The organism is Caulifigura coniformis (assembly GCF_007745175.1).
Taxonomy (GTDB): domain Bacteria; phylum Planctomycetota; class Planctomycetia; order Planctomycetales; family Planctomycetaceae; genus Caulifigura; species Caulifigura coniformis.
The window spans coordinates 3,784,717-3,798,382 of the sequence record NZ_CP036271.1 but is presented as its reverse complement, the minus strand read 5'-3'; the positions used below and the strand labels follow the sequence as shown (position 1 = coordinate 3,798,382).

The 13,666-nt window shown below is 61.1% G+C and carries 16 protein-coding genes and 1 tRNA gene; 9 read left to right on the top strand and 8 right to left on the bottom strand.

Annotated elements, in window-relative coordinates; translation table 11 throughout:
• Window positions 1-52: 52 nt before the first annotated feature.
• Together Pan44_RS15325 and Pan44_RS15320 are read left to right on the top strand one after the other, a co-directional pair.
• Window positions 53-1,297, top strand: a complete 1,245-nt coding sequence (locus Pan44_RS15325) for a hypothetical protein (RefSeq protein WP_145030891.1) — start codon at window positions 53-55, stop codon at window positions 1,295-1,297.
• Window positions 1,298-1,685: 388 nt separating this feature from the next.
• Window positions 1,686-1,775: transfer RNA gene (locus tag Pan44_RS15320), tRNA-Ser, on the top strand.
• A 360-nt stretch (window positions 1,776-2,135) separates the two neighbouring features.
• Here the strand turns inward: Pan44_RS15320 and Pan44_RS28300 are convergent.
• Complete coding sequence (locus Pan44_RS28300) at window positions 2,136-2,363, bottom strand: IS3 family transposase (RefSeq protein WP_145030890.1); 228 nt, start codon at window positions 2,361-2,363, stop codon at window positions 2,136-2,138.
• On the opposite strand from Pan44_RS28300, the gene Pan44_RS27435 reads away from it, so the two are divergent.
• Entirely contained in the window at window positions 2,346-2,639 is a 294-nt protein-coding gene (locus Pan44_RS27435; protein ID WP_197453350.1) for a hypothetical protein, read from the top strand. The genes Pan44_RS28300 and Pan44_RS27435 overlap by 18 nt on opposite strands.
• A 326-nt stretch (window positions 2,640-2,965) precedes the next feature.
• On the top strand, window positions 2,966-3,715 hold the full coding sequence (locus Pan44_RS15310; protein ID WP_145030889.1) for a hypothetical protein: 750 nt from the start codon (window positions 2,966-2,968) through the stop codon (window positions 3,713-3,715).
• A 342-nt stretch (window positions 3,716-4,057) separates the two neighbouring features.
• Here the strand turns inward: Pan44_RS15310 and Pan44_RS15305 are convergent, their stop codons facing one another.
• The 4 genes from Pan44_RS15305 to Pan44_RS15290 all read right to left on the bottom strand — a co-directional run bounded on the left by Pan44_RS15305 (window position 4,058) and on the right by Pan44_RS15290 (window position 6,713).
• Entirely contained in the window at window positions 4,058-5,119 is a 1,062-nt protein-coding gene (locus Pan44_RS15305; RefSeq protein WP_145030888.1) for a hypothetical protein, read from the bottom strand.
• A gap of 30 nt (window positions 5,120-5,149) precedes the next feature.
• Window positions 5,150-5,563 (bottom strand): REP-associated tyrosine transposase, encoded by a 414-nt coding sequence (locus Pan44_RS15300; RefSeq protein WP_449257511.1) that lies wholly within the window; start codon window positions 5,561-5,563, stop codon window positions 5,150-5,152.
• A 515-nt stretch (window positions 5,564-6,078) separates the two neighbouring features.
• Window positions 6,079-6,390 (bottom strand): hypothetical protein, encoded by a 312-nt coding sequence (locus Pan44_RS15295; RefSeq protein WP_145030886.1) that lies wholly within the window; start codon window positions 6,388-6,390, stop codon window positions 6,079-6,081.
• A gap of 56 nt (window positions 6,391-6,446) precedes the next feature.
• On the bottom strand, window positions 6,447-6,713 hold the full coding sequence (locus Pan44_RS15290) for a hypothetical protein (RefSeq protein ID WP_145030885.1): 267 nt from the start codon (window positions 6,711-6,713) through the stop codon (window positions 6,447-6,449).
• A 247-nt stretch (window positions 6,714-6,960) separates the two neighbouring features.
• Between Pan44_RS15290 and Pan44_RS15285 the strand changes: the two genes are divergently transcribed.
• The 3 genes from Pan44_RS15285 (at window position 6,961) to Pan44_RS15275 (ending at window position 9,267) form a co-directional block, all read left to right on the top strand.
• Window positions 6,961-7,419, top strand: a complete 459-nt coding sequence (locus tag Pan44_RS15285; protein WP_145030884.1) for a hypothetical protein — start codon at window positions 6,961-6,963, stop codon at window positions 7,417-7,419.
• A gap of 902 nt (window positions 7,420-8,321) precedes the next feature.
• Entirely contained in the window at window positions 8,322-8,801 is a 480-nt protein-coding gene (locus tag Pan44_RS15280) for a hypothetical protein (RefSeq protein WP_145030883.1), read from the top strand.
• Between the two features lie 97 nt (window positions 8,802-8,898).
• Window positions 8,899-9,267 carry a hypothetical protein gene (locus tag Pan44_RS15275; protein ID WP_145030882.1) on the top strand — a complete coding sequence of 123 codons (369 nt, stop codon included), beginning with the start codon at window positions 8,899-8,901 and terminating at the stop codon, window positions 9,265-9,267.
• Between the two features lie 21 nt (window positions 9,268-9,288).
• Here the strand turns inward: Pan44_RS15275 and Pan44_RS15270 are convergent, their stop codons facing one another.
• On the bottom strand, window positions 9,289-9,711 hold the full coding sequence (locus Pan44_RS15270; protein ID WP_145030881.1) for a hypothetical protein: 423 nt from the start codon (window positions 9,709-9,711) through the stop codon (window positions 9,289-9,291).
• Window positions 9,712-9,933, bottom strand: coding sequence for a hypothetical protein (locus Pan44_RS27930; RefSeq protein ID WP_145030880.1), 222 nt, complete (start codon window positions 9,931-9,933; stop codon window positions 9,712-9,714). It lies immediately after the preceding gene.
• Between the two features lie 105 nt (window positions 9,934-10,038).
• On the opposite strand from Pan44_RS27930, the gene Pan44_RS15260 reads away from it, so the two are divergent.
• Both Pan44_RS15260 and mgtE read left to right on the top strand, forming a co-directional pair.
• Window positions 10,039-10,506, top strand: a complete 468-nt coding sequence (locus Pan44_RS15260) for a hypothetical protein (protein WP_145030879.1) — start codon at window positions 10,039-10,041, stop codon at window positions 10,504-10,506.
• Window positions 10,507-10,749: 243 nt separating this feature from the next.
• A complete protein-coding gene (mgtE, locus tag Pan44_RS15255; protein ID WP_145030878.1) occupies window positions 10,750-12,123 on the top strand; it encodes a magnesium transporter in 1,374 nt (457 codons plus the stop codon).
• 16 nt (window positions 12,124-12,139) lie between these two features.
• Here mgtE and Pan44_RS15250 read toward each other — a convergent pair whose 3' ends face one another.
• Complete coding sequence (locus Pan44_RS15250) at window positions 12,140-13,639, bottom strand: acyltransferase family protein (RefSeq protein ID WP_145030877.1); 1,500 nt, start codon at window positions 13,637-13,639, stop codon at window positions 12,140-12,142.
• Between the last annotated feature and the right edge of the window lie 27 nt (window positions 13,640-13,666).

The following is a 13,666-nucleotide window of genomic DNA, read 5'->3' as shown; positions in this document are numbered from 1 at the left end:
ATTCGAACGATCCAGCGACCGGCAACCTCCTTCTTGCTCGTGATCCACAACCATGCGCTTCCTGTCGACCTGCCTCGGCTACTGCAGCTTGATCGTCGCGGGGACGCTCTTCGCCGGCGAAGGACCTCCGTTCCGAATCGATGCGGACGGTCCGATCAATGCGCGTCCCACGCGCGCTGCGAAGGGGAGCGACAAGAAGGATGACCCGCAGTGGTATCCACTGATTGACGGCCGGTTTCCGCCTGAAGGCTCGGCGCACGCGATTTCCGGGGAACTGATCCAGGTCGACCACCTCGAACGCCGGTTCCATCTGCGGGTCGATCGCAACGACAGCCAGGATCGGAGCATCTGGGACCTTCCGCTCGACGCGGTGATGCTGCCCTACGGTTCGATTTCCTATCACGGATCTCCGGCCGCCCTGCAGGACATCCCGCTGGGAACGCATCTTCACGGAGAGTTTTACCTGCGGGCAGCGAACGATCAGACGCCTCCACCGGCTGCGAATAACAACCGCAAGACTCCCGAGCTCGATTTCCGGCGCTGCTTCCGGCTCGAGGATGACTTCACGCACCATGCACGGAACGGCCGGACCTGGAAGGTCGCGTCGATCGATCCGTCGGCGCGCAAGCTGATCGCCTCACTGGAACGAGACGGGGTCGCGGTCGGAAAGCCGCAGAGCTTCGACTTCACGCCCGGCACGCGGGTGTATCGGGGGACGGGATTCGCGAAGCTGACCGATCTGGCGCCGGGGGAGTCGGTGCTGTTCAACCTGACCTGGACAACCCTGTACGGACCGGGGCGAATCACTGAGATCTGGCTCGACGAATCGAGCCGTGAACTGGCCGCGGCCCATCAGCTGGAATGTCACCGCCAGCACATCCGGGAACGGGGGCTGGCGGGATGGGTGGAGGCGGTGGATGACGAACTGCAGATCGTGACGATCACGTTTTTCGGGGGGATCGATCCCGCGCTGTTCGATGAACTGACACTGACGAATCCTGAGCCGTTCGGCTGGCCGCTGTCGAAGCCGGAGGATCGTCCGACGGCTCCGAAGGGGACGATCGCGGTCGCCCGCGAGAGTCTCATGACTTACGACCCGGTCAACGATCGCAAAGGGGGCAACATCCTGGAGATTGAGAGGATTCCGGTGGAACCGGGGAGCAGCGGGGTGCGCCTCCGCGTGCAGTGCGACATGCTGCTGGAAGGGTTTCGCCCGCGGCGGATCGTGCGGTTCTATCCCGCGACGTGGAAGGTCGTTGCCCTGCCCCGCGAAGAGCAGTTCTTCGGCCGCGAATGACGGCCAAGCGGTGTCGGGAGGCTTTCGGACACGGCAATCACGAGGCTTCCGCCTTTGGGTTCAGGAGGCACGGGCTGGCCGCCATTTTTGGTTGAGCCCCGTGGGGCACGCTGACGCGAGGGGTCCGCGGGGGCCGGTTGTGCTTGTGAAACCGGGGGGCCGAGAAAAGCGGCAAGTGATTGTGTGTTTTTGACTTTGCCGGCAGAACGCGAGCCTGTAGCATGCGTCACGCCGCTCGCCTCCCAGAGGCGTCCGGCCGAGACATCCGAACGCGAATGCGTGGCGGGTGTCAATAAGTCTGCGGGTCGGAGAACGGTGTCGGAGGCGGGTCATAAGCTCGTTCGACACAGGTCGCCGGAACGCGGAATGCCAGGTGAGAACCTGGAATGGAGAGATGGCTGAGCGGCCGAAAGCGCCGGATTGCTAATCCGGTGTACCGGTTTACCTGGTACCACGGGTTCGAATCCCGTTCTCTCCGCTTTTGCTTTTGTGCCCCTTCGCGAGTCGTCGCAAGGGGTTGCGTCGGCGTGGGCATTGTTTGGGCTTCGGACGATATCTGCGATCGTCTGCGATTCTCTGCGGACGCCTGTTGCACCACTGTTACACCGGGATTTGCACCGCCTCTCACGGCCACGTCGAAGTCTGGGTCCGTGACCTGGGTGTCGTGGGTCAGGGCGGTGTCGTGGGTCAGGGCGATCTTCGGCGAGTGTCCCAGGGACTTCGGCCGCGAGAGCTCCTGCGCCCGCCTACATATTCTCTTGCGCCACGATTCTACAGGCTTCTCGGACCATTCGACGTGGATTGAGGTGCTTCAGTTTGCGCGGACAGTCCGTTGTGCTTACTTCCGGACGGCCTGTTGCCTCTCGAATTCCACTGGGGATACGTACCCCTGCGCTGAATGACGACGCTCCGCGTTGTAGTACCGCACGTAACTGGACAGCTCCCGCCGCGCCTCAAAGTCGCTCCCGTAGTCCACCAGCTCCAATTCGCCGGGCGGCACACCTACATCACCGAAGTGTTTCGGCGGGGGGCTTCGCCGATGGAGGCGATGAAGCTGGCCCGCCATTCAGACCTGAAGATGACGATCGCCTATTCGCACATCCCGCTGAAGGACCAAGCCCGAGCTCTGGCTGCCCTGCCGAACCCGTGTCAGCATATTGGTCGCATTTCGGGCGTCGTTTCGAGTCCCGCAGAGGCACCGCGTGGCACAGTGGGACAGAGCACGGACGATCCGACGGTCGACGGAACCCTCAGCAGGAAGTCAGCTTCTGGCACGAAGGGACAAAAAAAGTCGCCGGCTGACAAGGCCGGCGACGAGTGGAGGCAACAGGACGCCAATTGAACTTTTTCTGGCAGCCATCCGCGGATGGGATGCCTCGCTGAGGCGGTGTCTGGAGGAAGGAACATCAAGCCCTGATTGACGGTCCTTTGGGCCGTCACGGAGACATGCCACCGCTCTGAAATTCATGGCGAACAATCCGAGTGAACGAAATGCGACAGATGTGTCGCTCCGTGGCAACGACTTTGCAGCGTTTGGAATGCCGGGCATCGTCGGCAGCCCGTTCGCCATCAAGACATCATGAACGAACTTGATGCTCGTGCCACAAGGTGCCAAGTTTTTACCGCTCGCTCATTGTCGCGACTTTTCACAGCTTTCCGTGTTTCGCCATGCGCCTCTTGCATCCACTGTTCGCGATCCTGGCGTCGGTCAGCCGGCAAGAACTGGCCCGGCAGGTGGCCTACCTCAAGGTCGAGAACCAGATTCTGCGAACGCGATTGCCCCCGCGGATCGTCACCACCGTCCAGGAACGTCGCCGTCTGATTCGGGCCGGACGGCAGCTGGGGGCCAGTCTGCGTGAACTGCTGACGATTGTCAGCTACGACACCTTTCGCCGCTGGATGCGCCAAACGGAGAGGCCGATCCGAAAGAAGCAGACGATCCCAAAAACTCCCGGACGCCCCAAAACGGATGTCGAGTTTTGCGAACTCGTGATCAGGATTCGTCGGAAAACCGGATATGGCTACCGCCGGCTGCTCGGACAATTGCGAAAGCTGGGACTGAAACTGTCTCGACAGACGGTGGCCCGCATTCTGGCGGAGGCTGACATTCCTCCGGTTCCGGACGATGACAGCGACACCTGGGGCGGCTTTCTCAAGCGTCACGCAGCGACGCTTTTGGAATGCGACTTCTGCACCAAGCGGTTGTGGACGCTGCGCGGTCCCATCGATCTGTACCTGCTGGTATTCCTGCACCTGGGGACTCGGCGGGTGTGGATCAGCCCCTGTACGGCCAGGCCGGATTCGGCCTGGGTCGCCCAGCAGGCGAGGAACTTTCAGTTCATGGCCGAGGACGCCTGTTTGTCGCCGACCCACATCGTCCACGACAACGACACGACGTTCACGCCGGAGTTTGACTAGCTTCTGGAATCGGCGGGGTCAGAAGTCGTCAGGACGGCGATTGCCTCGCCGAATCAGCAGGCACACGTCGAACGCACCCGGCCGCTGACAACTAATCTCGTGCTTTGAGCCACAACTTCGCAGCATCAAGCTGTTTACTTGTTGGGACCCAATGGCCCGACATGCGTTCTCCCGCGTCGAGAGCGCTAATCAGTTCACGTAGCTCGTGAACCAAGTCCGGAGTCAGGTGGTTCAACACTTCGAGTGAGCCCACTGAGTCAACGTTAGTAAGTATTTTACATACCGTATCATATGCGGTAAATCGCCCTGTATCATAGTCATGCAAGGCCTCTTCAACTGCATTCATGGCTGGTAGCCTCGCATACGTCGGACGGCAGTATCTGCTGCATCCCAAGCTTGGTCATGGAAATTTCCATAATTTCCTGGCATTGCTTCTCCACTCCAACGCTCAAATGTGAGCCTCCCGCCTCCTTTCGAAAACGCATTCCTGAATAAGGACAGCTCGTGGAGCTCGTGTGCGAATACGCCGACGATTGCCTCATCGCTTCTCATCATATCGGGGTTGATCCGAATCGGGATCTTGCCGAACCTATTTCTCATACGGTCGAACTGCACATATCGCCCATAAGTGCCAATTCCAGGAATCATGCCAGTCAACACACTGCGCCCAGCAAAGATGTCTTCGATCGTTCCATGAAAGTCGCTTGCATTGCCAACCGAAAGAATAACGTCCTCAGGAACGTGGACTCCTGCTCGCGCCAGGATTCCCGGAATTTCGGTCTCCGCTCGTACTACGCCGCCTTCGTTGATTCTCCATGCAGGCGAGATTTGAGGTGCTTGGCCCATTATCGCCGCACTTCTGTGGAGTGCCCGTACTCCTTGAAGCCCAGCGGCGGAAATCCCAAATCCTGCTCCGATTGCCTCAAACGTACCCGCGACGTTATTGCCCCGCGAGAACGATTCGCGGGCGGCAATAGCCGACTGGCCGCTCTGGAACAGATTGATCCCAATGTCCAATCCCTGCAGACCTAAACGCGCTAAGCCGGTGAAGCGCCCGATCGTCGCTTGAATTGCCAAGTTGGCGGTGTCGGCGACGAAGTTCGCGCTGTTCCACCCGGTCGGCGAAAACGCCACAGTTGCACCGCTGAGACCCAGACTGAGCGTATTGACCACGGCCAGCGAGTTACCCAGAACACCAACCGTTGCAGCGCTCGTAAAGCCTGCGGCTGCCAGTCCGTAGTACCCGCCAAACGCCAGCCCCGCGGCGACAGCCGTAGTTCCCGCGAAGAGTTGGAAGTCGTTCGCGCCCGCGAGCGTCTTTCCGCCGACGCCGGCAATTGCCCGGACGATCCAGGCTTCATTCGCATTGGGATCGGAATCGCCCGAGGCCTGGCCGCCGCTCATGTAGGAACGTAGGGTGCGTCGAGACGCACCTTACTCGAACTGCGAAAACTCATCTCCATACCAGACGGAGGCATCGCCCCAGCCGAGTTCATATTCACCGAGCCGCTGATGCCGATGAAAGGACGACCACGGCCAATCCCGAACTCGCGATACGAGGCCATGCTTTAGCGGATTGACGTGCAGGTAGTCGAGACAGCATTTGAGATCCGCTTCATCGCGGCAGGTGTGCTCGTAGAATCGCCGCTGCCAGACTCCGCGCTCACCGCGTTCAGACCGGCTGCGCGTCACTCCAGCGCACATTCCGCCGGCTGCCATCCACGCGGTCGTGAACAGCCCCTTGATTCGACGCCAGCGGGTTGAGTAATCCGAATCGCCTGGTGGCAGTTCCCAAACCGTATGGACGTGATCGGCGGGGTGGCCGGGGCTGGACGTAGCGAAGCGCAGGAAGCCCCGGTCAAGCGTTGCCGAGGCCGCGTTTTCTCATCAACGTTCCGCTGAGTCACTTCTCTTCGTTTGCCCTCCCTGGCATGCGACCGGGGTTTCGCCGAAAACGGCTCCAACCCCGGCCGCCCCTCCGGCTCGTGAAACCGCTTGAGCTACTTGCGATGGCCCTGCATGCGCTGACGGTACTTGTCGAAGGGCGGTCTCGGCGACGTTCGGCACTGGCTGCAAGCAGACCAGCGCCACCCAGCCGAATATGGTGGTTCGTCAGTCGGTTGCAGTATGCGTTCGGTCCACAGCCAAACCTCTCCTTTCATGAGATGTATTGGTTTCACGACGTGACTGATGATTCAATCGTCGTCGAATCTCGTACCATTGGCCGTCGGACTCTCCGTCGACAATGATCTCACGGACACCAGCCCCGCGTCACCCTTCCGCCCGCTTCCGAGGTACTTCGGTGCGGACCTGGCTGCTCCGGCATCTCCGACGGTGTCACGCTTCGGGCTGCATGCGGCGGACTACTTCGGACGCTTGAGAAACAACTCTCGCACCTTGCTGTCGTCACGAGTGACAGCCACCAGTTCCCAGCCGTCGTTCCCCAGCTGATCGAGGGTTGTCACTCCGTTGACGATCTTGTACTCCCACTGCCGCCGCCCGACATCCTGTCTCGGAGCCGCTGGGACGACCTGGTTGTTCTCTAAATCGTTGATCGTGCCGATCGGCGCCGGTTCTGGCCTCTTTTGCTGAGCGTTCAAGTGAGCCTGAAACGTCAGGATGACGGACATCGCAGCAGCGAATACGAAGGTCCCTACGGCGAATCGGTTCGACATGAAAGTCTCCGACAGAAGAACTGTGTCCTTGGGTGTGTCTTGTCGAGGTCCACGCCTCAATCGGACTCCTGAATCCGTCCCCTGGCCCGGAAGTGAACCATGGGGGCGGCGACTTCGGTGACGAGCGTTCCGATTCGACCGCGATCCGGCAGCAACAGGTACAAGGTGTCGCCCATCTGCACCCGCCCCCTGGCACTCTTCGGGATGTGAAAGGAGCCCCGCCAGAGGGCAGGTCCCTCGCCCTTGAGAAAACTCTGGCCAGCGACTTGCGCCTGTCGAGCGATGACCTGGTCGTCGAGTGAGATCACGTCGGCCTTGAACATGGGGATTGGCACCTCCGATGCACAGGAAAACGATTCGCCACGCTTCGAGCATAGCCCGCCGATGCCGGTCATCAAGCGGCCACTCTCTGGCTTCCAGCGAGCTGCGACACACGCCCACCAGACGCCCCGTAGGCCGCCCCTGTGCCCGAGACGACCGAACGCACCAGCCGGCGATTCCCCGACCTCAACGCCACCCTCTCGCCGCAACGGCATGCGCCCCGGTCAACTCGGTGCGGAGGGCTACCCGATGGAACCAAGCACACCACCACCGAAGAAACGCCGACGCCGCTGGCTGATCGTCACTGTGGTTCTTGTGCTCGTGTTGATGGTCTCGTGGTGGAACTTGTCGCGGGGCAACGCTCGGCTTGTTGGGAGGTGGCAGTGCGGCGATCAGATTATCGAGTTTCGTGACGACGGACTCGTCGACAGCTTCGCGCAATTCGATGGTGTTCGCCTTCTCTTTGCTGTGCGGGGGCTGGCCCGATTTAAAGCCGTCGGGAGCCGGCTGCGGGTTATGCCAGATCAGGCGATCGGTTGGCAGGCCGCGTTCAACGACATCAAACTGCTCCTTTGGCGACGCGCACGCGACGAGTTGTTCTACGATGGTGAAATCGTCAGTTTCACCCCGGCGGTGGTGACGCTTCGAGGGCTAAGCGGACCAGGTTCGAAGCCGACGACATACACGATTCAACGCATCCCCGAATGACCTCTCCTCCGTCACATCCGAACCGGCGCTGGCGACGAATCGTCGTCACGCTCGCTGTCGTGGCGATAGGGCCGTGCTGGTGGTCTGAGCGGCGTGACGGAAATAGAGTTCTGGCATGGTGAAAAATCACGGCAACCAGTGGGGCCCTGCCCGGCGAACCGGCAACGCTCCTAAGGACGACGAAGATCAACGCTCAATGACGCGTCGGGTTGTCGCCGGGACATTCTGCGGCGGAATCGCTGCGGCAATTGGACTTCAAATGGCGGGGATCCTGGGAGCGGTGGGCGGTCTTGCACTTGGCTTCAGTCTTGGGTTCTTCGGTAAAGAAGGAGAACCAGACCACTCCAGCCTCGACTGACAGCTACGGTCGTCGCCGAACTAGCCGCCTTCCCCGGCTCTCCGACACGGACCAACAGCAGAGCCATCTAGACGATCCGTCCTCCAGCCTCTCAGACGCCTCGTAGAAGACACCTGTGCCACTGACATGGAACCGAGCACACCACCGCCGAAGAAACGCCGACGCCGGTGGCTGATCGTCGCGTTCGTCCTTGTACTGACGTCCACGGTTGCGTGGTGGTGCTGGCCGCAGCGAGATCGCAGCTACGACTTCGTATTTGAACACCCGCCTGTGAGCGACGTCGTTCGCCCGCCCGTGCGCCCCCCGAACAACGAACCAATCGAGTCACGAGATGGCGGGTGGAGGCTGTGGCACTTTGACCGGTCTGACAGACCTGAAGCGCAGAGAGTCTGGGAAAGCCTGACTCTCGACGAACAAATTGTTCTCGTGGATGCCAAAAGCACCGGACGCAGCTTTACTTCAGCGATCGCAGGTTTGAAGGCACGGCGTCGAGGCGACGTCGCGGTCAACCGTCAGAAAGTCGAGCAGGCCTTATTGACACTTGATGGGTTGGAATCGCATCACGATGGACAAGACTCAGATCGAACCGGTTAGAAGACTCCGCCGCTGGCCAGTCGTGGCGTTCGTTCTGGTGCTGGTGTCGATGGTCTCGTGGTGGAACTGGCCTCGAGGGGATGCGAGGTTTGTGGGGACGTGGCAGTTGATTCGCGACGACGGACCTCTCCCGGCTTTCATGATCTTCGACCGCAGCGGCGGGGGACGTACTGTCGACATCTCGGGAAAATCATTGACGCATTTCTCGTGGGAGTTCGATGGTCGAGCCTTGGTCTACCGCCCACCACTGGGCCTCGGACGTAGTCGATGGCTCACCGAGATCAGCGGCGCGATGCGGAAATATCTCGGAACCAGTCTCCTCGCCTATGAGGAAAGGGCCGAAGTCATCACGTTGACCGGGGACCTTCTGAATACCCGCTTGTCGCGGTCGGGGAACTCATTCAATCTGCAACGAGTGCGCACCCGATGACCTCTCTCTCATCACCACTGAACCAGCGCAGGCGACGAATGTTGTTTGGCAGGGTCGCTGTCAGCACGGGGAAGTGGCGGTAGGCGCAAGGCAACCAATGACCGTCGATGTTCTCATGCCCCATGCGGTGATTCGCGTCAGGTTCCTCACGACCGCCGAAGGTGGACGAAAGACGGCAATTCAAGGCGTGAGGGAAGGGATTCAAGACGTGAAGTACGGCTGCCCTGTCTACCTGAATGGCCAAGCATTCGATTGTCGGTTCTGGCCATTTGCCGCCGGTGGCTATGAACTCGGACAAGAGTACGACATACCGATCCGGTTTCTATATCCCGAACGTGCGATGAAATGGGTCTCGCCCGGTGCCCCGGTCACGCTATGGGAGGGGAAAACGATCGCTGTCGGGCAAGTTCTCACGATTGACAGCCGCGAGCTCTCAACGTCGCACGGGCCAGCCGGCCAGACCTGAGGCGCGTCGACAGCTTCATTCTTAGGGCTCGTGCCTTGTCCGTGACAGCACTTCCGCGTGAGGAGCGGCGGTACGAAACTTGTCGCTGAGAGACGTGAACAGAGGACCACGGGCGGGGCCGCGGATCTCGATCCGTGTGATGTCGTCCGTCAACATGGGAAGGACGGCCTCAGCACTCTCGGCATCGGGGACGTAAAGCAGGACCTCGGTACGATCGAAAAACTCCTCCAGCATCGGAAGGCGAGCCAAGGGAGATTCCGAAGGTTTGATGTAGAGCTGTGCGAAGGCGCCTGTTTGTTTCAAATCGGCGATGAGCCGAATTCGCTGCGTCTCGCGGTGATGATCATGAATCTGGATTGCCGTCACGGCGGCGAGTAACAGTCCCGCCACCGTCAGCAGCAAAGGCCAGAGTCTGCGTCTCGGCCTGGGAGAGGTGTCGGCCATCTAGCGATCTTCACTCTTCATCCGCCGTCGCACGGCAATGCCAACAGCGATCCACATCGACGAGAAAGCGAACGCCGGAAGAAGAAACCAACCCGACGTGATCGGGTATTCGTACGCTCGCAGAGTGAAAATCACACCGAAGTAGATGACGCTGAGCGCAGTGAGGATTATTGCGACGGGATCGAGCCAGCGAGGATGGATTGTCTGAGCCGTCTCACTCATTGCCTTGGTCTGAATCGAGGGTGAAGCGACGGCAAGTCTACCCGCTCCTCCCTACTCACCGCGATCCCGCGATCTCCAGCAGACTCATCTTCGAAGGGCGCTCCGATGGAACCCAGTACACCGCCGCCGAAAAGACGACGTCACCGCTGGCTGATCTTCGCGTTTGTGCTCGTGCTGGTGTCGATGGTCTCGTGGTGGTTCTGGCCGCGAGGGGATGCGAGGTTCGTGGGGAAGTGGCAGCAGTGGAGCCAAGTCGGCCGGATGAACTCCAAGGTGCGAAAGGTCACGTTTTCCCGAAACGGAACAGTGTCTTTCGACGATCACAAGCGGTTGAAGAACTGGCCGATCCAGACGTGGAGGGTGAAGGGTTCGCATGTGGTTTTCGGGTCGCGCCTGCCCTTTCCTCAAAGTCGAGTCAGTCGATGGTTGACCGCGTGGATGCGTCAGTTCACGGGCGTCGAATTCTGGGGGACGGAGGTCCCCGTCCGGATCGTCAAGGTGACCGACAGTGAGATCCACCTGGATCCGCCCGACTCGGTCGGCATCGACGTCCTGACCCGCATCCCCGATTGACCCTCGTCGCCCCGCCCCTCTCGCCGGCTGGCACGTCCACGAGGCAGTGAAGAGCCGATTGCTGAGACGAGGGGGAATGACGTCGCAGCCGATTGCGACCGGTGTGCGGCGCTTTGCCGGTTTCGCCGGCGGCCTGGTCGTTGGGAGCGGGCGAAGTCTTGACTGAATGCGACTTCGCCCCGCTGCAAGTTGCGCGGGCGGCGTTACCATGGGCGGGCCCTCCCCGAACTCGTGCGTGCCGCCATGATGAACCCGCTTCTGCTGCCTGAAATCCGGATGATGCTCGCCGAAGGCGACGCGGAAGGGATGGCGGCGCTGGTGAACGACCTGCATCCGGCGAGCGTGGCGGAGTTCACGGAGGGGCTTTCGGACGAGGAAATCTGGGCACTCCTCGGGCACGGGGACGTCGAGCGGCAGGCCGACATTTTCTCGTTTTTTCCCGAGGAAAGGCAGCTGGAACTCGCGGAGGGGGTGGGGCGTGAGCGGATGTCGCAGCTGCTGGGGGCGATGTCGCACGACGACCGCGTCGATTTCCTGAAACGGGTCGATCCGCAGGCGGTGGAATCGCTGCTGCCCCTGATGGCGAAGGCCGACCGCGAGGATATCCGGAAGCTGTTGTCGTACCCCGAGGGGAGCGCGGGGTCGATGATGACGACCGACTACGCGACCCTGCTGCCGGACATCACGGTCGAAGAAGCGATCAATCGACTGCGTCAGCAGGCCACCCAGAAGGAAACGATCTACTACATCTATGTGACGAACGAAGACCGCAAACTGCTGGGCTTCGTTTCACTGAGGCACCTGATCCTGGCGAAGCTGAACGCCCTCGTTCGCGACATCATGCAGTCGGACGTGGTGTATGTGCGGGTCGACCTGGACCAGGAGGAAGTCGCGCGGATCGTGGGCAAGTACGACTTCATCGCCATTCCGGTGGTCGACAACGATCACCGGATCGTGGGAATCATCACGCACGACGACGCCCTGGACGTCGTGGTGGAAGAGGCGACCGAGGACGCCCAGCGGATGGGCGGCATGGCCCCGCTGGAAGAGCCCTACCTTGATGTGCCGTTCACGACGATGTGGCGCAAACGGGCGGTCTGGCTGTCGTGCCTGTTCGTCGCGGAATTCTTCACGTTTTCGGCGATGAGTCGCTACGAGAAGGTGATGGAAGAGCACGTCGTGCTGGCGATGTTCACCGTGTTGTGCATCTCGACGGGTGGCAACTCCGGGTCGCAGGCGGCCACGCTGATCACCCGCGCGATGGCCCTGGGGCACATCGGCGTCCGCCAGTGGTGGACGGTGATCCGCCACGAGCTGCTGATGGGACTGGCGTTGGGAGTTTCGCTGGGAATCATTGGCTTTCTGCGGGTGATGATTCCTGTGCTGACGCCCACGAGCGTCATCGGCGCAGTCGACCGCCTGACGCTGTCGTTCGTCATCGGCCAGACCGTGGCCGCCATCTGCCTGTGGGGGACGCTGGTCGGTTCGATCTTGCCGATGATCTTCACGAAACTCGGGTTCGACCCGGGCTACGCATCGAGCCCCTTCGTGGCGACGTTCGTCGACGTGACGGGGATCGTGATCTACTTCTCGATCGCCAAGATGTACCTGTTCTGACGTGCCAGGAGCTGGCTCAGATTCGCAGGAACAGACGCTTGCGATAGAGGGCGAAGAGGACGAGCCAGAAGACAAAGAACACGGCCGTCGAATCGACGACGGGTCCGAAGAGGTCGTACATGACGGCGCCCGGAGTCTGCCCTGTCTGCGGGAGGCGTGGCGTCAGGCCCGTGATGTTCGCCAGCCCACCGAGGCCGCTTTCGATGAGCTTGTGGAAGTGGGTGTGGATGATCTTGCCGCTCGTCCAGCCGCGAAGAGTCTGCCCCATCAGGTAAATCAGGAGCGAATTGGTTCCGACGACCACCAGCGGGAACGCGAGGACGCCGAGGGGGAGCGCGTCAAACAGGGCAAAGAACAGCGCCAGCATCGCGATCACGTAGCCGCCGCTGAACAGCACCCAGGAGGGAGTCCAGATCCGCTTGACGATCGGACAGGCGTACACGCTGGCGACCATCGCCAGGCCGAAGCAGAGCAGCGACAGCCCGAGCAGGAGCCCGACCCGCTTCCAGGCGGAGACCGGCCGCTGGAGGATCTGGCCGCAGAGAACACCGAGGATCATCGTCGCGATCGACGGGAAGAAGTTGAGGGTCTGATAGCCGCCGCGATTGTGGGTGAACGGGATCGGCTTCCCTTCCTTGTCCTCGAGGCGCGGGAGCTTGTTGAGCAGCTTCAGATCGACGTCGTGTGCAAAGTTGCCATTCTTCGACCACTGCCGGAATGGCTTCTCGAGCACTTCGCCCTGCTCCGCCGAGGCGTTGACGGCTGCGAAGTCGTAGTTGTCAGGGGGAGTGAAGGTGAAGAATGCGGCCCATGTGGCGATGAGAATCGTCGCGATGGCGGCGACCTGTCCCCACCATTTCCAGCGAACGGTCGCGAAGACGAATACGTATCCGAGGCCGATCTGGGCGAGGACGTTGGGGAACTCCCAGTGCGTCTGCCGTGTGTCCAACGAGGAGAGGAAGACGCCAAGCAGCACGAGGACGATGGCCCTGAGGAAGGCATGCAGCCACTGCTTCCAGCGCGGCTCTCCGAGGGCGTCGCGTTTGCGAGCCGAATAGGCCATCGCCGTGCCGACCATGAACATGAAGGCGGGCTGAATCAGGTCCCAGAGGGAGACGGCGCCGCGCGTCCAGGGACTTCCTTCCAGCGGATTGGTCGACGGGCCGAAGGGAAAATTGCTGAGCCAGGCCGGATGATTGAAGTGAAAACCGATGTGCTGCCAGGTTTCGCGGTCCAGGATTTTCCAGAGCGGGGAGTCCTCGCTGGTTCTGGAGAGCGTCAGAATGCCGAAACCGTTGGCCGCGAGCAGGGTCATGATGAACCCGCGGTAGGCATCGAGTGAGACGAGGCGTTTGCTGGCGGGTTCCGGCCGCAAACTCGCAACATTTGCGGGAGGCTTCAGCGGGGGCTTTCCCGTGACATCGGTTTTTGCAGTGGGCGTCGCCGGCCGGGTGGCGGCGGCTGGGGCCGGACCTTTTCCGGGGGGCGGGGGCGGATCGTTGGATTTGAAGGCCATGAGGACGCCGACGCGGTGGGAAGCTCA